Here is a 22,845-nt window from a genome sequence, read left to right on the forward strand (position 1 = left end):
TTGTGTTAAATATTAAGGCTGTGCCACAAAGCCAATCACTTCATAGACTTTCTTCAGCGTAGCACTGGCGTGTGCGCGGGCTTTATCGGAGCCATCTTTCATCACTTGCTGCAAATAGGCTTCGTCATTACGGAAACGGTGGAAACGTTCCTGCAATTCAGTGAGCATGCCAGAAACCGCTTCAGCAACTTCACCTTTCAGGTGGCCATACATTTTGCCTTCGAAGTGCTGCTCAAGCTCAGTAATGGATTTACCCGTCACACCGGAAAGAATATCCAACATGTTGGAGACGCCCGCTTTGCTGGCGGTATCGTAGCGCACAACAGGCGGCTCGTCGGAGTCGGTTACTGCGCGTTTGATTTTCTTCACGACGGCTTTCGGGTCTTCCAGCAGGCCAATAACGTTATTACGGTTATCGTCTGATTTAGACATTTTCTTGGTCGGTTCAAGCAGAGACATCACACGAGCACCGGATTTCGGAATAAACGGCTCAGGCACTTTGAACACATCACCGTATAGCGCGTTGAAACGTGAAGCGATATCGCGACTCAGTTCCAGGTGCTGTTTCTGATCTTCGCCGACCGGCACCAGATTGGTCTGGTACAGCAAAATATCTGCGGCCATCAGTACCGGGTAATCGAAAAGACCGGCGTTAATGTTTTCCGCATAACGGGAAGACTTGTCTTTAAACTGAGTCATACGGCTCAGCTCACCGAAATAGGTGTAGCAGTTCAGTACCCAGCCCAATTGCGCATGTTCTGGCACATGAGACTGTACAAAGATAGTGCTTTTAGCCGGGTCGATACCGCAAGCCAGATACAACGCCAGCGTATCGAGAGTACGGCTGCGTAGTTGTGTCGCATCCTGACGCGCGGTAATCGCATGCTGATCGACGATGCAGTAAATGCAGTCGTAATCATCTTGCATATGGACCCACTGACGCAGCGCACCCATGTAGTTACCAATGGTCAATTCACCTGATGGCTGTGCGCCACTAAAGACAATGGGTTTACTCATGTTCTGATTCCTGATGTTCTTTGCTAGATAGCCCTAATGCGGGCAGTAAATCGTTGAAGTGGTCAAACACGTAATCCGGTTTGCTCAGCTCGATAGACTCACCGTAGTTGTAACCGTAAGTCAGGCCAATTGAGCAGCATCCGGCAGCTTGAGCCGCCAGAATATCGTTGCGAGAATCACCGACAAACAACAGCTCATCCGCGCCGAGGTTCAACTGCTCCATCACTTTATGCAGTGCTTCTGGATGTGGCTTTTTGTTTTCCACATCGTCGCCGCCAATAATGACGCTGAAGTAATGCGCAATGCCTAACTTTTCCAGCATCGGTAAGACAAATGGCGTCGGCTTATTCGTCACCAGCCCCATCGGCAAGCCTTTTTCCTTCAGTGCCGCCAATGTGGTAGCCACTTCAGGGAACAGGAAACTGCCCTCTTCCGCCGTTTGAGCATAGAAGGTATCAAACAGTTTACGCGCGATACGGCATTTGTCGGCTTCAGGCTCTTCGCCTTTTAATGCCCAGGTCAGCGCACGCTGAACCAGAACATCAGCCCCATTACCAATCCACTTCTCAACCTTATCTTCACCGGCGGTCGGCAATTCCAGCGCATACAGCGCCTGGTCCATTGCTTGTGTCAGGCCCAGTGCAGTGTCTACCAGCGTACCGTCTAAATCGAAGGCGATACCGCGAATTTTATTTAACTTATTCATGACTTACCTTTGCCAACTCGCTGCGCATACTGTCAATAACGGCTTTGTAATTTGGCTGGTTGAAAATTGCAGAACCCGCAACAAACATATCTGCGCCTGCTGCGGCAATTTCAGCAATGTTGTCGACCTTCACGCCACCGTCAACTTCCAGGCGAATGTCATAGCCGGAAGCATCGATGCGTTCACGCACCTGACGCAGTTTTTCCAGCGTATGAGGAATAAATGACTGACCGCCAAAACCTGGGTTCACAGACATCAGCAAAATGACATCCAGTTTATCCATCACGTGATCAAGCCAACTCAGAGAGGTTGCCGGGTTGAATACCAGACCGGCTTTACAGCCGTGTTCTTTGATGAGTTGCAGGGAACGGTCAACGTGTTCTGACGCTTCCGGGTGGAAGGTGATGATATTGGCACCTGCGGCGGCGAAATCCGGAATGATACGGTCAACGGGTTTCACCATCAGATGCACATCAACAGGAGCAGTAATACCGTAATCACGCAGCGACTTTAACACCATCGGGCCGATAGTGAGATTCGGTACATAATGGTTATCCATAACATCGAAATGGACGACATCCGCACCAGCAGCCAGCACCGCAGCCGTATCTTCACCCAGGCGGGCAAAATCGGCTGAGAGGATTGAGGGGGCAATCAAAAACTGTTTCATCCGCTTCTCCAATTGCAAATCAAAAACGACTGCGGACGAAACGTCTCAGGCACCGACTTTATACAGCGCCAGCAGTTCGTCCACCTTGTTTCGTGCTCCACCATTTCGGCTAATACTGCGACGCACTTGTACAACATGCAGTTTTGCCTGGTGATACCACAACCGAGTGAGTTCAGTATCGTGATTGGAAATCAATACGGGAATGCGATTTCCCCGCAGGTTTTCCGCAAGCTTCGCCAGATGTTGCTGTTGCACCATGTTAAAGCTATCGGTGTGGTATGCAGTAAAATTAGCCGTTGCAGACAAAGGCGCATACGGCGGGTCGCAATAGACAACTGACCCGGCACTCACATCCGACATGCTGACATCGTACGACTGGCAAAGGAATGTCGCGTTTTGTGCTCGTTCGGCAAAATGATACAACTCTTCTTCAGGGAAGTAGGGTTTGATGTAGCGGCCAAACGGGACATTGAATTCACCACGTAGGTTATAACGACACAGGCCGTTGTAACAATGGCGGTTCAGATATAAAAACAGCAGCGCACGACGAAACTCATCTTTGCACTGGTTAAACTCGGCACGATTGAGATAAAACGACTGCTCGTCGTTTTGTTCAGCAGTAAAAAGTTTTCGGGACTCCTGAACGTACTCATCTGTGCGAGTTTTGACGATGTTATAGAGGTTAATCAGATCGCTATTGATATCTGCGAGGATATAGCGGGAGTAATCAGTATTCAGAAAGACTGAGCCGGCACCGACGAACGGCTCAATCAGACAATCACCTTTCGGCAGATACTTTTTAATGTCTTCGAGCAGGGGGTATTTCCCCCCCGCCCACTTAAGAAAAGCGCGATTTTTTTTCATGCTGCCTAACTATTTACACCTTTTCCTGCTGTGGAAAGGTTCCAACAGCGGCTGCGCTTGTTCATCACTTCAGATCAGACTGAACCTGATGGATAGGTTTTGCCCATGGGTTCTTGGCCTGAACATCAGCTGGCAATGTTGCAACGGCACGTTTTGCCTCATCTTTGTTGGCATAGATACCGCTAACCAAAACATACCATGGCTGGCCATTTCGCACCGTCTGGTAAACCATATAGTGTTGCAGATTCTCTTTCTTCGCCCAGGCATTCAAATTTGCTGAGTTTGAAGAAGAGCTAAGCTGCAAAGTGTAATGGCTACCCGGCGCGCCTTTGATTGCGCCAGCATCACCGGCTACGGCACCTGTTGCTGCTGTCACTGGTGCGGCGGCAGCGGCTTTGGGCGCAGGAGCGGCTGCGGTTTCGGTTGCTTTCGGCGCAGTTGCAGTAACCGGAGCTTTCGCTGGTGCGGTCGCAGTTGGTGCTGGAGCAGCAACAGGCTCGCTACGTTTAGCTGTCGCAACCGGTTTTGGTTCTGCTTTCACGGCAGGTTGTTTAGCAGGCTGAGCTTTGTGTTGCGGCTCGATGACTGCAGTTTTGCGCTCCTGACGAGGTGCGGCTTGCTTCACAGGCTCTGATTTCGCAACAGGACGTGGCGCTGTAGTCGCACCATTGCTGCCAGCTACTGCTGCAACGGTCGCTGGGGCCGTTGGTAATGTCGAGCTGTTCACTGCGTTATCAATCTGACCAGATTGTTGCGTCAGTGCATTATTCAAGTCGCCCGGGACTTCCACACGCTGCTGGCCCTGAGGTGCAGGCTGAGTCTGTGCTTCAGTGGGTGTTGAAGAAATGGCTGGAAGCGTCACTTCTTGCGGGTTACCAGCATTTTCTGTCTGATTAGTCGCAGCGGTGTTACCGGGTTGTGGCTGTGCACCGTTAGCTTGATCGGCTGGGCTGCCACTGGAGCCAGATAAATCAATGTTTTTCTCCGCACCCGGCTGCTGATTTACAGTTTCGGTGTCGGTAGATGGGGCTTTAAGCGCCGAACCAATTCCAATGATCAACAGCAATAGCACAAGAATGCCAATGCCCATCATCAGATGCTGGCGGGATACCGGAACTTTAGGCTTAGCGGATTTCTTACGGGCGCGCGCCGGGCGACGTTCTTCTGCGTCAACTTGCAGGTTATCATCGCTCTCATACTCTTCTTCATCACGAGTACGGCGTGAACGCGCTGGACGAGGTTCGTCGGCATCTAACTCAACATCATCGACATTGATTTGCGGTTCACTTTCACGCTCATCAGCTCTGCGGGTACGACCTGAACGGCGATCGCTTGGATCGGGTTTCAGTTCGTCTTCCGGTTTAAACTCATCCATTTAACACCCCACTCAAAGGCTTATGCCAGCGATTCAAACTCAGCACATCACCCGAAGTTAAAAATCGCCTGACAACAGCGACCGAAATTTCTAATAATTAAGCCTGCTGACAATCAGCAATGGCGGACAAAACGACATCGTGTGGCACTCCGCCACGCATTTCACTCTTCCCGATTGCCAGTGGCAGCACTAAGCGCAGCTCACCAGCCAAAACTTTCTTGTCACGCATCATGTGGGGCATATACGCGTCGGCTGACATTTCTTTCGGCCCGGTGACTGGCAGCCCAGCGCGTTGCAGCAACTTAATGATTCGCTGTACATCGGCTTCGCTAAAGTTTCCAAGACGCTGAGCTGTTCGTGCTGCCATTACCATACCTGCGGCAACAGCTTCACCATGCAGCCAATTGCCGTAACCCATTTCAGCTTCTATAGCGTGACCAAAGGTGTGGCCCAAATTCAGTAAAGCACGTAAGCCGCTTTCGCGCTCGTCGGCGGCAACAACATCGGCTTTAAGCTCACAACAACGGCGGATACACCAGGCCATAGCTTCACCATCAAGCGCCAGCAAGGCATCCAGGTTTTCCTCAAGCCAGTTGAAGAATTCACCGTCGAGAATAATTCCGTACTTAATCACCTCTGCCAGGCCAGATGCTAACTCCCGCGCCGGTAAAGTATTCAGACAGTCGAGATCTACCACCACCGATGCCGGTTGATAGAACGCGCCAATCATATTTTTACCAAGGGGGTGGTTAACTGCTGTTTTTCCGCCGACAGAAGAATCCACTTGCGAAAGCAATGTGGTTGGAACTTGAATAAAACGAACGCCACGTTGATAGCTCGCCGCAGCAAAGCCCGTCAGGTCTCCAACGACACCGCCACCAAGGGCTATAAGTGTCGTATCACGACCATGTGGCTTTTCAAGCAACGCAGTAAAGACCGTGTCTAATACAGCGAGGCTTTTAAATTGTTCGCCATCCGGAAGGATGACGGAATCGACTTTAACGCCCGCCTGCTCAAGCACGCCACGCACCTTATCCAGGTAGAGCGGCGCCAGGGTTTCATTGGTCACCAGCATCGTTTGGTCGCCAGCTTTCAGCGGCCCAAAAGATGCCGAGTCACTAAATAACCCAGCAGCAATGGTGATAGGGTAACTACGTTCCCCGAGAGTGACTGTTAACCTCTCCATAACGCGAAGTCCACCTTGATGTTGCTTAGCCCGCAGGCGTTTTTATCGATTAAGCCAGAATCAGTTGCTTTCCAACATATTAATAATCTGGTTAGCAACCACTTTGGCACTTTGGTCGTCAGTGCGAATCGTCACATCAGCAATCTCTTCATAAAGAGGATTGCGTTCTTGAGCTAAGGCTTCAAGAACTTCACGCGGTGGAGTCTCAACTTGCAGTAATGGGCGCTTTTTATCACGCTGAGTACGGGCAAGCTGTTTTTCAATTGTGGTTTCAAGATACACCACAACTCCACGGGCGGAGAGACGGTTACGGGTCTCACGAGACTTCACAGAGCCGCCGCCAGTTGCCAGCACAATGCCCTGTTTTTCAGTGAGTTCGTTGATGATTTTTTCTTCGCGATCGCGGAAGCCGTCTTCGCCTTCAACGTCGAATACCCAGCCCACATCAGCTCCGGTACGTTTCTCAATCTCTTGATCAGAATCGAAAAATTCCATATTGAGTTGCTGAGCTAACTGACGCCCAATAGTGCTTTTGCCGGCACCCATAGGCCCAACCAGAAAGATATTGCGTTTCTCTGCCATTTTTTCGGTACTACTAAGACAATTCGTTGATGATAAACCCGCCCTGTTAAAACCAGGTGCAGCGGGACATGAACTGAAACCTCATAAGCGATAGTGCGAGAGTCAGACTGAAAATTATCTCAATACTCAAGGTGGTTTGGCAACCGATTATATTCCCCAGCGTTCTCGTGAAGGAGAAAATGCATAAATCAGGGTTATCTGTCACAAACTTGAGCGTCTGGGCTCTCGAAACGGTACACCTTGTAAGCTAATTCCTCTCTGCCGTCAAACACCTGGGCATCGTTTCAAAGAAAAACTCAGCGCTGATGAAAGAAAACACTACGGAATCGGGATAAGTCTGGGCGTAATAAAGACAACTAATTCGCGGCGCTGATGATTTTTTGCGTCGTGGCGAAACAGGCTACCCACCAACGGTATTGAGCCGAGAATGGGAACACTATCGCTGCTGTCTTTGTTATGTTGCTGGAAAATCCCACCCAGTGCGAGGGTTTCACCATTTTTCACCGCGACCACCGTTTCTATCTCCTGTTTATCTATCGCCAGCACTTCGCCATCCGCTTGCTGAATACTTCTCCCCGGCATGTTTTGGCTGATGCGCAATTTTAAGCGAATGTTTCCATGGGGCTGAATTGTGGGCGTCACTTCCATCCCCAGAACAGCTTCTTTAAACTCTATGGACGTCGCCCCGCTTTCTCCACTGGAAACCTGATAGGGAATTTCAGTGCCTTGTTTGATGCTCGCGGGTTGTTGATGAGCCGCCATCAAACGCGGGCTGGCGATGATTTCTAATTGCTGTTGCTGTTCCAGAGCTGATAACTCAAGTTCCAGCAAACGCCCGTCAATGCGGGCAATATTAAACCCGACTTTTGTAGATGCATTGCTCACTGAAAGATCCGCCGAGATTCCCGTCGGCTGGTAGAGCTTGCTGTCACCCGTTTGCTCTGCCGTAGACCACTTCACGCCCAGTTCACGAAGCTTGTCCTGATTAATAGTGACGATATGGGCTTCGATTTCGACTTGCCCTATCGGTAAGTCCATTTCGCTCATCCAGTCTGCGACCTGCTTCAGTACCGTCTTGTTGTCTCTGACAATAAGACGGTTCGTTCGCTTATCAACCGTGATGTTGCCTTGCGGACTCAGGATCTTATTCCCCGATGATTTTAATGCTGCCCAGAGATCCTCAACATCTGCATGATGGGGAGCAAAGACCTGATAAAGCATAGGCTGCTCAAGCACTTGTTGCTTGCGTAATTCTAAAGCCTGCGCTTGCTGTTCGCGTTGCCGGGCTTTTGGCATCACCTGAATGACATTCCCGTCTCGCTGCTGGCTCAATTCCGCAGTATTCAGCACGAGTTGAAATGCCTGCTTCCAGGGCACGTTGATTAAATTAAGCGACAACATCCCTTCAACACCCGGCGCAATGAGGAGATTGATATTTTGGTGCTCAGCCAACGCCTGTAAAACTTGCGCGACCGGCGCGCTGTCCAGTATCAGAGAAACACCTTTATCGGCCCGGCTTGTGAATGGCAGTAGCAGCGCCAGCAACATTACTCGTATCCATGGCATGATTTTTTCCTTTTATTTCCCAACGATAAGTTGCGGGCTGGCAGGTAGGGGCAATTTTTGCCGACACCCCCGCTTCATTCACACTTTCAATTCGCACACCAGGTACGAGCTCATTATCGACCTTAATTCGACGCCAGATTCCTTGAGGGCTCAGCATCAGCGCCGTATTTGTAACTGCTGAGCCAATCACTCCTTGCAACACCCAGCCTGCAAGTTGTGCGGTTAATTTTTCACAAGGAGAAACCTGCGGCAGAAAAGGGTTTGCAGGCATCGCGTGTGCGCAAGACATCACAATGAATAAGCCCAACCACACGCTACGGTTCATCAGCAAACTCCATTGCCAGAACAAGTTTGAGTAATTCCCCTTGCGCCGTGATGGTGAATGAGTGACCGGCCACGACACGATACTCAGCGAGGCGGGAAAACGATTCTGGCAATTTTTCCCATGGCAACAGCATTTCCAGAGTTCCTTGCTTCACGTCTGGCTGCCATTTCAATAGTTTCCCGTGAGCTTGCCCAACAAACTCCGCCACAGAAAAAAAGGGAGCATTTGACGGCTTGAGCGGCGTACTGAGCGGTGTCAGTTTGCCTATTTTGTGGCGCACATCTGTCAGTTGCTGGCTCGTTAGCTCATTGCCCTTTTGCAATTGCTCCAACAAAGAATATTGCGGACGGATAAGGCATAACCACGCCACGAGTGCGACCACTGCGCCTATCGCAATAACTGAAACGATGCGCAGCCAAACGCCCCCGCTAAACCAGCGTTCAATTAGCCAGAGCATTCGCCACCTCGGACAACGTTAAAGTGAAAACAAAGCTCATCCCGCCCTGCGCTTCATACTGAACAGCTCCGGTACGAACCGTGGCAACACCCTCAAGCTGAGTTAACTCCTTTTCCAGTGCCTGCACGTCGTCCAAAAAACCTGCATGCCCTTTAATAACGAACTGATTTTTTTGCAGCGTTAAAGCAGACAACCACACGCCAGGAGGTAAAAAGTCAGCCAACTGTATTAATCGTCCATCCCAGACCTGAATTGCCCGCTGTTGCTGGGCACGGGTTTGCTGTAATTGCAGCAGTTTTTGATTATGTGCCTGCTCTAACAACCGCTTCTGGTAGATATTTTTTAACACGGGCAACATGTTGCCCAGATACTCTTTATTCACCTGCTGTTGGCTAATTTCCCATGCTGAAAATTGCCTCACGCAAGCGACGAGTAACGGGGCGATGATTAAAATCAGCATCAGCCATGCGCCCCAGCGTTGAGCGCTTTGTTGACGCTGCCTCTGACGCCAGGGGAGTAGGTTAATGAGCGGCTTCATCTGCACAACCCGCCGATGGCAAGCCCAATGGCTACCGTAAATGCCCCTCCATGGCGCGGTAATGGAGGCTGTAAACGTGACAACGCTTGCCACGCATCCATAATCATTGCGCCAGGCAGGAGTGGTTCAGGCTGAGAATGACTCAAAGCGACAAACTGTGGCTCGGTGTTGAGTTGCTGACACAAATCTAAAATCGTCGGGACGGCATCCGTATCGGCCCACCCCCAACGCGGCATCACCTCTGTCGAGGCCCACAGCCAGTGGTTGTGCTCGCGATGGATAAGATATTGGCATTTCTCCAGATGGCACGGCGTAATGAGCGCCGGCAATGCACTGGCCCCAGGGGTTAACGTTGCGGGGAAGAGCCGTAACTGCGCTAAGCTCTTTAGCAATAACGCGACATCTGTCTGCCGAGCAGCAACAATCACATGCGCGTCTGCAACATCTTGTGACGCTAAATAATCCCAACACAATTGGGCTGGGGACATTTGCAACTGGCGGGCGGTTGCTGAAGCGATATACGCTTCGCTTGCTGGTTCGCTAAGGCGTTTATCGGGGATAGGAACCGGGCGTTGCAACGTTCGTTGGGTAGGAAAAGAGACGCGTAATTGATGGCGCAACGGTAATTCTTTTCGCCACGCTGACAAGACGTTAGTCAGCGCTTGGGTATTAATTAACAAACCGTCACGAAAGGTGGCTTCGGGCAGTGAAAATTGCCACCAGTGCCGAAGCTGCCATCCTTGCCGTTGGCGCTGTACCGCCACAGCACGAATGCTTTCATTTTGAATATCCAGGCCAATTTGCCAGGTTGTGAACACCATGTTTACGATCTCCTTATCGCCGGTTACGGAAAATGCCATACCAATGCCACTGGCTTGCCTTTATACTACCGCGCGGTTGTTTATAAACTGCCCAATGGAAACGTAATGGGAAATTTAAGGTGAAGTTCGTAAAGTATTTATTAATCCTTGCAGTGTGTTGCATTCTGCTGGGAGCAGGCTCGATCTTCGGGCTCTACAAATTTATTGAGCCGCAATTGCCTGATGTCGCCACGCTTAAAGATGTGCGACTCCAGATTCCAATGCAGGTTTATAGCGCTGATGGCGAGCTAATCGCTCAATACGGTGAGAAACGTCGTATTCCGGTAACGCTCGAACAAATTCCGCCAGTGATGGTGAAAGCGTTCATTGCGACCGAAGACAGCCGTTTCTACGAACACCATGGCGTTGACCCGGTCGGGATTTTCCGCGCCGCCAGTGTGGCTCTGTTTTCAGGCCATGCCTCCCAGGGTGCAAGTACCATCACGCAGCAGCTGGCTCGTAACTTCTTCTTAAGCCCTGAACGCACGCTGATGCGTAAGATTAAGGAAGTGTTCCTTGCGATTCGTATTGAACAGCTACTGACCAAAGACGAAATCCTCGAGTTATACCTCAACAAGATTTATCTCGGTTATCGCGCTTATGGCGTGGGTGCCGCAGCACAAGTCTATTTTGGTAAGTCCGTTGATCAACTGACACTCAGTGAAATGGCGGTGATTGCCGGTTTGCCAAAAGCGCCGTCAACATTCAACCCGCTTTACTCGATGGATAGAGCGACTTCCCGCCGTAATGTGGTGCTTTCGCGCATGTTGAGCGAAAACTACATTACCCAGGCGCAATATGACGAAGCGCGTAATCAGCCAATCGACGCGAATTATCACGCCCCAGAAATCGCGTTTTCTGCGCCGTATCTTTCTGAATTAGTGCGCCAGGATATGGTCGCCAAATACGGAGAGAAGGCTTACGAAGATGGTTACAAGGTTTACACCACCATCACCCGTAAGACGCAGCAAGCCGCACAACAAGCTGTTCGTAACAACGTTATGGCTTATGACATGCGCCACGGTTATCGCGGCCCGTCAAATGTGTTGTGGAAAGTGGGCGAAACGCCGTGGGACAAAACCAAGATTGTCGATTCATTAAAGAACCTGCCCGTTTATGGTCCTTTATTCCCGGCCGTGATTACCCAGACGTCACCTACTGAAGCGACGGCATTACTGGCCGATGGCAGTGCTGTTGCCCTGAATATGGAAGGTATGCGCTGGGCACGACCGTACCGCTCTGATACCGCGCAAGGCCCAACGCCACGCAAAGTGACGGACGTGGTGCAAGCCGGTCAGCAAGTGTGGGTGCGCAAAGTTGACGAAAGCTGGTGGCTTGGACAAGTCCCGGACGTGAACTCTGCCCTGGTTTCTATTAACCCGCATGACGGTGCCGTTGTGGCGCTGGTGGGTGGTTTTGATTTCAACCAGAGCAAGTTTAACCGCGCGACACAAGCATTGCGCCAGGTTGGCTCCAACATCAAACCGTTCCTGTATACCGCAGCCATGGACAAAGGTTTGACGCTGGCGAGCGTGCTCAATGATGTGCCGATTTCCCGCTGGGATGCCGGTGCAGGTTCCGACTGGCGTCCGAAAAACTCGCCACCGGAATATGCAGGCCCAATCAGATTACGCCAGGGCCTTGGCCAGTCTAAAAACGTTGTGATGGTGCGGGCGATGCGTGCAATGGGTGTTGATTACGCGGCGGAATACCTGCAACGCTTTGGTTTCCCTGCACAAAACATCGTGCATACCGAGTCCCTCGCCTTAGGTTCAGCATCATTCACACCGATGCAGGTCGCGCGCGGATACTCGGTCATGGCTAACGGCGGTTTCCTGGTTGACCCTTATTACATCTCAAAAATTGAGAATGAAATTGGCGGCACCATCTTTGAAGCGAAACCGAAAATCGCCTGCGCAGATTGTGATATCCCCGTGATTTACGGCGAAACGCAGAAGTCTAATGTTCTGGAAAATAAGGATGTTGAAGACGTCGCGCAGTCTCAGGAAACACAGAATGCCAGCGTTCCAATGCCGAAGCTTGAACAAGCTAACAGTGAGTTGGTTGCCCAAAGCAGCCCGCCGGAGTATGCACCACATGTCATCAACACGCCGCTGGCGTTCCTGATTAAAAGTGCGCTTAACTCGAATATCTACGGCGAGCCAGGTTGGCAAGGCACCGGCTGGCGTGCTGGCCGTGACCTCAAGCGTAATGATATTGGTGGCAAAACCGGTACCACCAACAGCTCGAAAGATGCCTGGTTCTCAGGTTATGGGCCTGGTGTTGTGACGTCGGTATGGATTGGTTTTGACGATCATCGCCGTGACCTTGGACGTACCTCCGCATCAGGCGCCATCAAAGATCAGATCTCAGGTTACGAAGGTGGCGCGAAGAGTGCTCAACCCGCGTGGGATGATTTCATGAAAGCGGCTCTGGAAGGTGTACCAGAAGAACCCTTAACTCCACCGCCAGGTATCGTCACGGTAAATATTGACCGTTATACCGGGCAGTTGGCGAATGGCGGAAGTAGCCGTCCTGAGTTCTTTATTGAGGGCACCCAACCGACGCAGCAGGCGGTGCATGAAGTGGGAACCACGATAATTGATAACGGCGAAAGCCACGAGTTGTTCTAGAACGAGACGTCACCCGCCTCATATGAGGCGGGTGAGTTAAAAAGGTTTTACAAACGCCCCTGCTCTTTCAGCCATTCCCGAACCAGGAAGAGCGCACTGACATTTCGCGCCTCGCTAAAATCTTCTTCATTCAGCAAATCGAGCAGTGATTCCAGCGGCCAGCGCACTTGCGGCAACTCTTCCGGCTCATCGCCTTCCAGAGATTCTGGATAGAGATCTTCCGCAATCACGATATTCATTTTGCTCGAAAAATAAGACGGTGCCATGGTCAGCTTTTTCAGGAACGTTAACTGATTAGCCCCAAAGCCCACCTCTTCTTTCAGCTCTCGGTTAGCCGCTTCAAAAACAGTCTCGCCCGGATCGATTAATCCTTTAGAAAAACCGAGTTCATAAGATTCCGTTCCAACCGCGTATTCGCGAATCAAAATCAAATGATTATCAACGATAGGGACTATCATTACAGCTTCGCGCGCGGACGGGCGCATGCGCTCGTAGACACGGCGCACACCGTTGCTGAATTCCAGATCCACCGTTTCGACATTAAACAGCCGTGAACGGGCCACGGTTTCAACATGTAAAATGGTCGGTTTTTGTAATGGTTTGCTCATCGTGAACGGGGCTAACAGTAAATGCAGGTGCACCATTGTGCGTTATGCCACATATCTCACGCAACGGACATTGGTTATTATTTACATTTCTGCAACTTTAAGTGATTTTTTAAGACCTCTGTTACCTGTCAATAGCCAGCAAATGAAATAGGAATTTGCTGATATTTCTCGCAAAGTCGCTTTGCTAACATTATGTTACAGCAGCCTATATACATAAAAATCCCTCAAGTTTGAGGTCAGGTATGCCGATAATGATTTTTACGCCCGTATGCTGTAAGGGGTGCAACTTGCTGCGTTTTAATAAGAAAACGAGTGTTTGATGGGGAAGGCATGAGCACCTTATTACTTCTTTTAGCTGCTATGCTGGCCTGCATCTTAATTGCGGGGTGGCTCGTATGGCGCAGCCTGCGCTTACGCGCTCGTTTATCACAAGCCCAATCATTTAGTGGTGCAACTTCTCGTAAGTTGACCGCTGATGAACGCGCCGCAGTTGAAAACTATATTGAATCCTTAGCACGCACGCAAAATATCGTGGGGCCTTCTGGCGCCAGTGCGGCACCCGCAAAGCTGGTTCTTAACTCCCTCAGTAACACGGCACTTTCTCTTACTCGCTCTATTACCCGTTATGGTTTATCCACAGATGACCCCAACAAGTGGCGCTATTACCTTGATTCTATAGAGGTTCACCTTCCGCCATTCTGGGAGCAGTACATTACTAACGATAACTACGTTGAGTTAATTCGTACTGAAACCATGCCACTGGTTATCTCCCTGAACGGGCACACGCTTATTGACTACAGCAGTGAAAACCGTGGCTTCGCCCTGGAACAAGACCCACACACTCAGGCTTCGATTCGCGGTGAAGAAAGCGAACAAATAGAGCTATTGAATATCCGCCAGGAGACACCAGAAGAGTATGCACTAAGCCGCCCCGATGGCTTACGTGAAGCGATTCTGATTTGTGTAGCTTTCATCATGCTGTTTTTGTGTCTGGTGACGCCTCCGGTCGTTTTGCCCTGGTTAGTGGGCGGCGCATTTATGCTGCTGGCAGCAAGCCTTTGGGGTCTGTTTGCTCCGCCTGCCAAAAATACGTTGCGTGAAGTCCACTGTTTACGCGGCACGCCTAAGCGCTGGGGGCTGTTTGGCGAGTCGAATCAGGATCAAATCAACAATATTTCATTAGGGATAATTGACCTGATTTACCCTGCTCACTGGCAGCCTTATGTGGCTCAGGATCTCGGGCAGAAAACGGATATCGACATTTATCTTGATCGGAATGTACTCCGCCAGGGGCGCTTCTTATCGCTGCATGACGAAGTGCGCAACTTCCCTATCCAGCATTGGGTACGCAACCTGGTGATTGCAAGCGGGAGCTTAATCGTTCTGCTGATGCTGACTCTTTGGGTGCCGCTGGAAATGCCGTTAAAACTGAGCATCTCCTGGTTGAAAGGTGCACAAACCATTGAAGCCACCACTGTCGCAGACCTGAACAAAACGGCGCTGCGGGTTGGCGACACGCTGAAAGTGAACGGCACTGGCATGTGCAACATTCATACTCCAGGCAACTACATCACGCGGCAAACTTACCCATTCACGCCGTTCGATTGCTCGCAAATTGTCTGGAATACCGCGCAGTCTTTGCCGGTGCCTGAATCAGATATCATGGATAAAGCCACCGCGCTGACTCAGGCCGTCAGTGGGCAAATCCATCCGCAGACCAGTGAAGATTCAAAGGTGAACCCGCAATTACGCGATGCTATTCAGAAATCAGGCATGGTGTTACTGGATGATTTTGCCGGAATTGTATTGAAAACACAGGCGCTGTGTACCGCAGCAGACGAATGTGTACGTCTGAAAAATGCGCTGGTAAACCTTGGCAATACAAAAGATTGGGATGCACTCACCAAAAAAGCTGATTCCGGAAAACTCACTGGCGTGAATGTTTTGCTGCGCCCGGTCAGTGCTGAGTCGCTTGATAACCTGGTCACCACGTCTACGGCTCCCTTCTTTATCCGTGAAACGGCTCGCGCGGCACAAGCGTTGAACAGCCCCGCCCCAGCCGGATACGTGATTATCAACGATGAAGGCAGCGACATGGTAGACCAGCCACTACCCCCTGTTCCGTTATATGACATTCCGGCACAAGAACAATGGGGGGAGTTTCAGCGTCTGGCCGAAATGCTACTTAAAACGCCATTTAGCGCCGAAGGAATTATTACCGGTATTAAACAAGATGCGAACGGCACACAACATATCACGCTGCACAAAATCCCGGACAGCAGCAGTCTGTGGCGATACATCAGCACTACATTGCTGCTCATCTGTATGATTGCTTGCCTGCTGATCAATGGAGTGCTGGCGATTCGCCGCTTCCGCCGCAGCCGCAGCCGCCTGGCGCAAATCCAGCAGTACTACGACAACTGCATGAATCCCTCGTTAACGACGATCTCCGCCGTCCGCCCGCTGTTCTAAACTTCACGCGGCAGGTTGTGCTAACCTGTCGCGCAGTTTCCTCTAATCAGGCCCGAATCTATGCATATTGATATTGCCTGGCAAGATGTCGATACCGTATTGCTCGATATGGACGGCACATTGCTGGATCTCGCGTTCGATAATCACTTCTGGCAAAAACTGGTGCCGCAAACAGTCAGTGAACGAAGAAATATTCCACTGGATGAGGCGCACCAGCTGATCTCCCGCGAATATCAAGCCGTGCAACATACGCTAAACTGGTACTGTCTGGATTACTGGAGTGAGCGTCTGGGTTTGGATATTTGTGCGATGACCACAGCGGCTGGGGCAAACGCGGTGCTACGTGAAGACACCGTCCCGTTCCTGGATGCCCTGAAAGCCTGCGGTAAGCGGCGGATATTACTCACGAACGCGCATCCGCATAATCTGGCGGTCAAACTGGAGCACACCGGTTTAGCCCAGCACCTTGATTTATTACTTTCCACCCACACATTTGGTTATCCGAAAGAAGATCAGCGGTTGTGGCAAGGTGTTGCCGAGCATACCGGGCTGGAACCGGCCAGAACGCTATTTATAGATGATAGCGAACCGATTCTTGATTCTGCTGCGAAGTTTGGCATTCGTTATTGCCTGGGTGTCACCAATCCAGATTCCGGCCAGGAAGACAAAATCTATCACCGCCATCCGGCATTGAATGACTACCGCCATCTACTCCAGAAGTTGATGTTTAAGGAGTCGTGATGAAAGAGAAAGCGTCTGAAGGTGTGCGTCTCGACAAATGGCTATGGGCGGCGCGTTTTTATAAAACACGAGCCATCGCCCGGGAAATGGTTGAAGGCGGCAAGGTGCATTACAACGGGCAACGCAGCAAACCGAGTAAGCTCGTTGAGCTAAACGCGATGCTGACGTTACGCCAGGGGAATGACGAGAAAACCGTCAAAATTCTGGCCGTGACCGAGCAACGTCGCCCCGCTACCGATGCCTCGCAGCTGTATGAAGAGACCGCGGAAAGTATCACTAAAAGGGAGAAAGTGTCGCTGGCGCGCAAAATGAATGCGCTGACAATGCCCCACCCCGACCGTCGCCCTGATAAAAAAGAGCGGCGCGATTTGATGAAATTTAAACACGGTGGCAACGAATAGTCCCCATCTGCAACTTGAAAGATGAAGGGTAAAGCTGCCATCTGAATGAGAGAAAATTATGACCCAACACGACCAACTGCACCGTTATTTGTTTGAAAACTTCGCCGTACGCGGTGAGCTGGTAACGGTTTCCGAGACCTGGAAACAGATCATGGAAAACCATGATTACCCAGCACCGGTGAAAACTATTCTCGGTGAATTGCTGGTCGCAACCAGCCTGCTGACCGCAACCCTCAAGTTTGATGGCGATATTACCGTGCAACTACAAGGTGATGGCCCGATGACTCTCGCGGTGATCAACGGTAACAATAACCAGCAAATGCGTGGCGTCGCGCGTTTTAAAGGTGAAATCCCTGCCGATGCGGATCTGAAAACTCTGGTGGGAAATGGCTACCTGGTTATCACCATCACACCAGCACAAGGTGAACGCTATCAGGGTGTGGTTGGGCTTGAAGGCGATACGCTCGCGGCATGTCTGGAAGATTACTTCTTACGTTCCGAGCAGTTACCAACGCGCCTGTTTATCCGTACTGGCGACGTAGATGGCCAACCCGCTGCTGGCGGCATGTTGTTACAAGTCTTGCCAGCTCAAGATGCGCAGGCCGATGATTTCAATCATCTTGCAGCGTTAACAGAAACTATCAAGGCTGAAGAACTGCTGACTTTACCGGCCAACGATGTGCTGTGGCGTTTGTACCACGAAGAAGAAGTGACACTTTACGATCCGCAAAACGTCGAGTTTAAGTGCACTTGTTCCCGCGAACGTTGTGCCGATGCACTGAGAACGCTGCCTGATGAAGAAGTGGATAGCATCATTGCCGAAGAAGGTGAAATCGACATGAACTGCGATTACTGTGGCAATCACTACGTGTTCAACTCTATGGACATCGCTGAAATCCGCAGCAACGCCTCCCCAGCCGATCCGCAGGTGCATTAATCTTCTTTCCCTTACTTTCGCTTTCTCCCTCTCCTGGGGGAGAGGGCTGGGGTGAGGGCATTTTGAAAAAGATAAATTTCACGGTTTGCATACGAATGCGCTCTCGCTCACACCTCGTCCGTTAATCGCACTATTTTTTAACATATTCAGAATATTTTCCCTGCCTCATTAGCATTTCCTGCCATACTCTCACCCCGTTGTGACTCGCTTCACAGCGTTTTCCGCTATATGGATTTGGGTGGATGCTCAAATCTATGATAGGTGTCGCGGTTAACAACCAATAAACAACCCTACAATCTCAAGCAGTACAAATTGGCTAAGGAGCAGTGAAATGCGAGTTAAAGGCATAACAGCGCAAGATCTCAAGGCTTATGGTATTCATGATGTAAGCGAAGTCATTTACAACCCCGATTACGACACCTTGTATCATGAAGAGTTAAATCCCAATCTGGAAGGTTTTGAGCGCGGCGTAGAAACAAACCTCGGTGCAATTGCTGTTGATACCGGTATCTTTACCGGCCGTTCCCCAAAAGATAAATACATCGTCCGCGACGACACAACCCGCGATACGCTGTGGTGGGCGGATAATGGCAAAGGCAAAAACGACAATAAACCGCTGAGTGAAGAAACCTGGCAGCATCTGAAAGGACTCGTCACCAACCAACTCTCTGGCAAACGCCTCTTTATTATTGATGCTTTCTGCGGCGCGAATGCTGATACCCGTCTCTCGGTGCGTTTTATTACCGAAGTGGCCTGGCAGGCTCATTTCGTTAAGAACATGTTTATCCGTCCAACTGACGAAGAGCTGGAAACATTCGAAGCTGATTTCGTGGTGATGAATGGCGCGAAATGCACCAACCCACAATGGAAAGAGCAGGGTCTGAATTCTGAAAACTTCATCGCCTTTAACCTGACCGAGCGCGTGCAATTAATTGGCGGCACCTGGTACGGCGGTGAAATGAAGAAAGGGATGTTCTCTATCATGAACTACCTGCTGCCGCTCAGAGGCATTGCTTCCATGCACTGTTCGGCAAACGTCGGCGAAAAAGACGATGTCGCCGTGTTCTTTGGTTTGTCTGGCACAGGCAAAACCACGCTTTCTACCGATCCAAAGCGCCGCCTGATTGGCGATGACGAACATGGATGGGACGACGACGGTGTGTTCAATTTCGAAGGCGGCTGCTACGCGAAAACCATTCGTTTATCCAAAGATGCCGAGCCGGAAATCTTCAATGCGATTCGCCGCGATGCGCTGCTGGAAAACGTCACTGTTCGCGCCGACGGTTCCATCGACTTTGATGACAGCTCTAAAACTGAAAACACGCGTGTCTCCTACCCGATTTACCATATTGAAAACATCGTTAAACCGGTTTCTAAAGCTGGCCACGCCAACAAAGTTATCTTCCTTACCGCTGATGCTTTCGGTGTTTTACCCCCGGTTTCACGCCTGACGGCAAACCAAACGCAATACCACTTCCTGTCTGGCTTTACCGCCAAACTTGCAGGTACTGAGCGTGGCATTACCGAACCGACGCCAACTTTCTCTTCTTGTTTTGGTGCGGCATTCTTGTCTCTGCACCCGACGCAATACGCAGAAGTGCTGGTGAAACGCATGCAGGCTGCGGGTGCTCAGGCGTATCTGGTTAACACTGGCTGGAACGGCACCGGCAAACGTATCTCCATCAAAGATACACGTGCGATTATTGATGCAATTCTTGATGGTTCTCTGGACGATACAGAAACGTTCACACTGCCAATCTTTGGCCTTGCAGTGCCGACAGCACTGGCAGGTGTTGACGAAAACATTCTGGATCCGCGTAAGACTTACGCAACTCCTGAGCAATGGCAGGAAAAGTCAGAGCAACTGGCTAAGTTGTTTATCGAAAACTTTGAGAAATACACAGATACCCCAGCGGGTGCTGCGCTTGTTAGTGCAGGGCCGAAGATCTAATTTTCGAATAGCGAACGAGTTTATAAGGTGGATTAGCGCAAGTGACATCCACCCTCTACGCTAACCCAACAGACAAAAAAGCGAACCCCAAGAGGTTCGCTTTTTCTTTATCACTCAGCTTTCTTTAATCTGGCTGAAAGCTTTGTTCATCGGTAACGGCAAATAAGCCCGTATCCGCAAACCGCCCCGCTCGCTAACGCCGATATCCAACAGGCCGTTATGGTTGTCGATAATACGTTGTACGATTGCCAACCCCAAACCGGTGCCGCTGGTAGTACGCGCACTGTCCCCGCGCACAAAGGGCTGGAACAGGTGTTTAAGCTGCTCAGGTTTAATGCCCGGGCCGTCATCTTCGACCTGGAACCAGGCACGGTTAAGCTCGCCACCACTGCTGACTTTAATCCAGCCATTTCCATAACGCGCAGCATTCACCACCATATTGGCGACGGCTCGTTTAATGGAAAGAGGATGGATATTCACCAGTAATTCGCCTGCTTGAAGATCGGTTTCAATCTCCCGCTCGTAACCGCTTTCTGCAGCCACCACTTCACCCAACACACTGTTGAGATCGGCAGTTTCCAGTGGCATCTCTTGCCCGGTACGCAGGTAATCGATGAACTGTTCGATTATCGCATTACACTCTTCGATATCTTTATTAATCGACTCAGAGAGATAACCATCTTCTTCACTCATCATTTCTGTTGCCAGACGAATACGAGTGAGCGGCGTACGCAAATCGTGGCTGACACCGGCCATTAACAGCGTGCGGTCATCGGCCAGTTGCTTCACACCTGCGGCCATATGGTTAAACGCGCGGGTAACTGAACGTACCTCCGAGGCACCATATTCACGAAGCGGCGGCGGAATAATCCCTTTACCGACCTGCAACGCGGCGTGCTCGAGGTCAACTAAGGGTCGGTTCTGTATTCGAATAAACAACCACGCACCGCCTATCGCCAGCAGCATTATCGCAAGCGTATAGCGGAACAGCGGTGAGAAGTCGCCCTGGTGAATTTCAGTCAGCGGAACGCGAACCCAGATATTTGGCGACAGCCACGTCTTCAGCCACACAACCGGCGAGCTTTTGTTAACCTCAACGCGAACTTCGGTTGGGCCGCCCAATTGCTGCGCCATTTGATGGCTTAAGAATTCGTAATGCTGCGCCCAGCGCAAACCCGCGTCTTCCGCCGCTTCATTGGAATACAAAGAGATTCCCAACTCACGGTAGATTTCACGCCGAAATGCAGGCGGAACCACCAGTTGCGTCCCATCTTCAAGTTGCAGTTTATCGGTCATCAGCATACGGACTTCGTAAGCCAGTACCTTATTAAACTGTTGCAAACTCGGCAGAATGGCAAAGTTCAACACCACAAGGTAGGTCGTCACCAGGCTGACAAACAGCAAGGTGACGATCAATAACAGCGTGCGGGCAAACGAGCTTCTGGGGGAGAAGCGGACTCGCCTCATGCCTTAGAACCGTCCGGCACGAATACGTAGCCCAGGCCCCATACGGTCTGGATATAGCGTGGATGTGCAGGATCTTCTTCAACCATACGGCGCAGGCGAGAAATCTGTACGTCGATAGAGCGTTCCATCGCACTGTATTCACGGCCACGCGCCAGGTTCATCAGTTTGTCGCGTGATAACGGCTCACGCGGGTGGCTCACCAGCGCTTTTAGTACCGCGAACTCGCCGCTGGTTAACGGCATAGGCTCATCTTCACGGAACATCTCGCGGGTGCCGAGGTTCAGTTTAAACTTACCAAACGCGATAACCGCTTCTTCCTGGGAAGGTGCACCTGGCAGTTCGTTGGCCTGACGGCGCAGAACAGCACGGATACGGGCGAGCAGTTCACGCGGGTTAAACGGTTTTGGAATGTAGTCATCCGCGCCAATTTCCAGCCCTACGATGCGGTCAACTTCTTCGCCTTTCGCAGTAACCATAATGATTGGCATCGGGTTGCTTTGGCTGCGCAGGCGGCGGCAGATAGACAAACCATCTTCGCCTGGCAACATCAAATCAAGGACCATCAAGTGGAAGGATTCACGGGTTAGCAGGCGATCCATCTGTTCTGCGTTAGCAACGCTACGGACCTGGAAGCCTTGTTCGGTGAGGTAACGTTCCAGCAGCGCACGCAGGCGCATGTCGTCATCCACGACCAGAATCTTATAATTCTCTTGCATTCTTATACTCCCAAAGGCTCGAACAGTGAGTGCGTATTCTTAAAAAACTGCGACGTTACGACCAGTCAAATCTGGTATATATTCTAGTCGAAATTGTTACAAAGCATATTAAACAGATGGTTATAGGTACTTTTTAACACAGAATAATGACTTACTTCGCAAATCGACAGGATTGCCATCACCCTGATATTTCGGTTTAAATCATCTTTATTGTTCTACCCATTCAAGGCTTGACGATGAAAACGCCATTAATTACCCGCGAAGGCTATGAAAAGCTCAAACAAGAAAAGGACACCTTGTGGCGTGAAGAACGTCCGGAGGTGACTAAAAAGGTCACCTGGGCCGCAAGTCTTGGCGATCGCAGTGAAAATGCCGACTACCAGTACAACAAAAAACGGCTGCGAGAAATAGATCGAAGAGTGCGATATCTCACGAAATGCCTCGAACAGCTGAAAATTGTCGATTATTCGCCACAACAAGAAGGCAAAGTGTTCTTTGGTGCGTGGGTAGAAATTGAAAATGATGACGGAAACCAACTGCGTTTTCGCATCGTCGGCTATGACGAAATTTTTGGCCGCAAAGATTACATTTCTATCGATTCACCTATGGCACGTGCACTGCTGAAAAAAGAAGTGGGCGACCTCGCTATCGTGCAAACACCCGCCGGTGAAGCCCAGTGGTACATCAATGAAATCGAGTATGTGAAATAGCACACAGGCCAGCAACAGAACAGTCCGATTCATCACCTCTCGGGCGCTGTGGCTGGCATTTTC

Annotated in this window: 22 protein-coding genes; 7 read left to right on the forward strand and 15 right to left on the reverse strand. The window is 50.6% G+C overall.

Annotated features, from left to right (window positions below):
• Positions 1-12: 12 nt before the first annotated feature.
• From trpS to GBAG_RS18865, 12 genes are all read right to left on the reverse strand, one after another.
• Entirely contained in the window at positions 13-1,017 is a 1,005-nt protein-coding gene (trpS, locus tag GBAG_RS18810) for a tryptophan--tRNA ligase (protein ID WP_034499123.1), read from the reverse strand.
• A complete protein-coding gene (locus GBAG_RS18815; protein WP_034499125.1) occupies positions 1,010-1,723 on the reverse strand; it encodes a phosphoglycolate phosphatase in 714 nt (237 codons plus the stop codon). The genes trpS and GBAG_RS18815 overlap by 8 nt, the downstream gene beginning before the upstream one ends.
• A complete protein-coding gene (gene rpe / locus GBAG_RS18820) occupies positions 1,716-2,393 on the reverse strand; it encodes a ribulose-phosphate 3-epimerase (protein ID WP_034499126.1) in 678 nt (225 codons plus the stop codon). The genes GBAG_RS18815 and rpe overlap by 8 nt, the downstream gene beginning before the upstream one ends.
• Positions 2,394-2,438: 45 nt before the next feature.
• Positions 2,439-3,257 (reverse strand): adenine-specific DNA-methyltransferase, encoded by an 819-nt coding sequence (dam, locus tag GBAG_RS18825; RefSeq protein ID WP_034499128.1) that lies wholly within the window; start codon positions 3,255-3,257, stop codon positions 2,439-2,441.
• A 64-nt stretch (positions 3,258-3,321) separates the two neighbouring features.
• Entirely contained in the window at positions 3,322-4,632 is a 1,311-nt protein-coding gene (gene damX, locus GBAG_RS18830) for a cell division protein DamX (RefSeq protein ID WP_034499130.1), read from the reverse strand.
• Between the two features lie 97 nt (positions 4,633-4,729).
• The gene (gene aroB, locus GBAG_RS18835; protein WP_034499131.1) at positions 4,730-5,818 is read right to left on the reverse strand and encodes a 3-dehydroquinate synthase; all 1,089 of its coding nucleotides are present in this window, start codon (positions 5,816-5,818) and stop codon (positions 4,730-4,732) included.
• Between the two features lie 60 nt (positions 5,819-5,878).
• On the reverse strand, positions 5,879-6,400 hold the full coding sequence (gene aroK, locus GBAG_RS18840; protein WP_034460280.1) for a shikimate kinase AroK: 522 nt from the start codon (positions 6,398-6,400) through the stop codon (positions 5,879-5,881).
• Positions 6,401-6,718: 318 nt separating this feature from the next.
• Complete coding sequence (gene pilQ / locus GBAG_RS18845) at positions 6,719-7,966, reverse strand: type IV pilus secretin PilQ (protein WP_072011220.1); 1,248 nt, start codon at positions 7,964-7,966, stop codon at positions 6,719-6,721.
• Positions 7,905-8,291 (reverse strand): HofP DNA utilization family protein, encoded by a 387-nt coding sequence (locus GBAG_RS18850; RefSeq protein ID WP_034499133.1) that lies wholly within the window; start codon positions 8,289-8,291, stop codon positions 7,905-7,907. Before GBAG_RS18850 ends, pilQ begins: the two co-directional genes overlap by 62 nt.
• Positions 8,281-8,748, reverse strand: coding sequence for a HofO family protein (locus tag GBAG_RS21860; protein ID WP_051873754.1), 468 nt, complete (start codon positions 8,746-8,748; stop codon positions 8,281-8,283). Before GBAG_RS21860 ends, GBAG_RS18850 begins: the two co-directional genes overlap by 11 nt.
• Positions 8,732-9,286 carry a PilN domain-containing protein gene (locus GBAG_RS18860; RefSeq protein WP_034499135.1) on the reverse strand — a complete coding sequence of 185 codons (555 nt, stop codon included), beginning with the start codon at positions 9,284-9,286 and terminating at the stop codon, positions 8,732-8,734. The genes GBAG_RS21860 and GBAG_RS18860 overlap by 17 nt, the downstream gene beginning before the upstream one ends.
• A complete protein-coding gene (locus GBAG_RS18865; RefSeq protein WP_034499137.1) occupies positions 9,283-10,107 on the reverse strand; it encodes a type IV pilus biogenesis protein PilM in 825 nt (274 codons plus the stop codon). The genes GBAG_RS18860 and GBAG_RS18865 overlap by 4 nt, the downstream gene beginning before the upstream one ends.
• A gap of 119 nt (positions 10,108-10,226) precedes the next feature.
• On the opposite strand from GBAG_RS18865, the gene mrcA reads away from it, so the two are divergent.
• Positions 10,227-12,779: a peptidoglycan glycosyltransferase/peptidoglycan DD-transpeptidase MrcA gene (mrcA, locus tag GBAG_RS18870; protein ID WP_034499139.1), complete on the forward strand. Its 2,553-nt coding sequence runs from the start codon at positions 10,227-10,229 to the stop codon at positions 12,777-12,779.
• Positions 12,780-12,826: 47 nt separating this feature from the next.
• Here mrcA and nudE read toward each other — a convergent pair whose 3' ends face one another.
• The gene (nudE, locus tag GBAG_RS18875; protein ID WP_034499176.1) at positions 12,827-13,387 is read right to left on the reverse strand and encodes an ADP compounds hydrolase NudE; all 561 of its coding nucleotides are present in this window, start codon (positions 13,385-13,387) and stop codon (positions 12,827-12,829) included.
• A gap of 330 nt (positions 13,388-13,717) precedes the next feature.
• Between nudE and GBAG_RS18880 the strand changes: the two genes are divergently transcribed.
• The 5 genes from GBAG_RS18880 (at position 13,718) to pckA (ending at position 19,889) form a co-directional block, all read left to right on the forward strand.
• Positions 13,718-15,859, forward strand: coding sequence for an intracellular growth attenuator family protein (locus tag GBAG_RS18880; protein WP_034499141.1), 2,142 nt, complete (start codon positions 13,718-13,720; stop codon positions 15,857-15,859).
• Positions 15,860-15,919: 60 nt separating this feature from the next.
• Positions 15,920-16,600 (forward strand): GMP/IMP nucleotidase, encoded by a 681-nt coding sequence (gene yrfG, locus GBAG_RS18885; RefSeq protein ID WP_034499143.1) that lies wholly within the window; start codon positions 15,920-15,922, stop codon positions 16,598-16,600.
• Positions 16,600-17,001: a ribosome-associated heat shock protein Hsp15 gene (hslR, locus tag GBAG_RS18890; RefSeq protein ID WP_034499146.1), complete on the forward strand. Its 402-nt coding sequence runs from the start codon at positions 16,600-16,602 to the stop codon at positions 16,999-17,001. The genes yrfG and hslR overlap by 1 nt, the downstream gene beginning before the upstream one ends.
• Positions 17,002-17,059: 58 nt before the next feature.
• The gene (hslO, locus tag GBAG_RS18895; protein ID WP_034499148.1) at positions 17,060-17,938 is read left to right on the forward strand and encodes an Hsp33 family molecular chaperone HslO; all 879 of its coding nucleotides are present in this window, start codon (positions 17,060-17,062) and stop codon (positions 17,936-17,938) included.
• 331 nt (positions 17,939-18,269) lie between these two features.
• On the forward strand, positions 18,270-19,889 hold the full coding sequence (gene pckA, locus GBAG_RS18900) for a phosphoenolpyruvate carboxykinase (ATP) (protein WP_034499150.1): 1,620 nt from the start codon (positions 18,270-18,272) through the stop codon (positions 19,887-19,889).
• Positions 19,890-20,003: 114 nt separating this feature from the next.
• Here pckA and envZ read toward each other — a convergent pair whose 3' ends face one another.
• Both envZ and ompR read right to left on the reverse strand, forming a co-directional pair.
• The gene (gene envZ / locus GBAG_RS18905; protein WP_034499152.1) at positions 20,004-21,356 is read right to left on the reverse strand and encodes a two-component system sensor histidine kinase EnvZ; all 1,353 of its coding nucleotides are present in this window, start codon (positions 21,354-21,356) and stop codon (positions 20,004-20,006) included.
• Positions 21,353-22,072 carry an osmolarity response regulator transcription factor OmpR gene (gene ompR, locus GBAG_RS18910; RefSeq protein WP_001157751.1) on the reverse strand — a complete coding sequence of 240 codons (720 nt, stop codon included), beginning with the start codon at positions 22,070-22,072 and terminating at the stop codon, positions 21,353-21,355. The genes envZ and ompR overlap by 4 nt, the downstream gene beginning before the upstream one ends.
• Before the next feature lie 236 nt (positions 22,073-22,308).
• On the opposite strand from ompR, the gene greB reads away from it, so the two are divergent.
• On the forward strand, positions 22,309-22,782 hold the full coding sequence (gene greB / locus GBAG_RS18915) for a transcription elongation factor GreB (protein ID WP_034499154.1): 474 nt from the start codon (positions 22,309-22,311) through the stop codon (positions 22,780-22,782).
• Positions 22,783-22,845 lie beyond the last annotated feature (63 nt).

Source organism: Buttiauxella agrestis ATCC 33320, assembly GCF_000735355.1.
GTDB lineage: Bacteria > Pseudomonadota > Gammaproteobacteria > Enterobacterales > Enterobacteriaceae > Buttiauxella > Buttiauxella agrestis.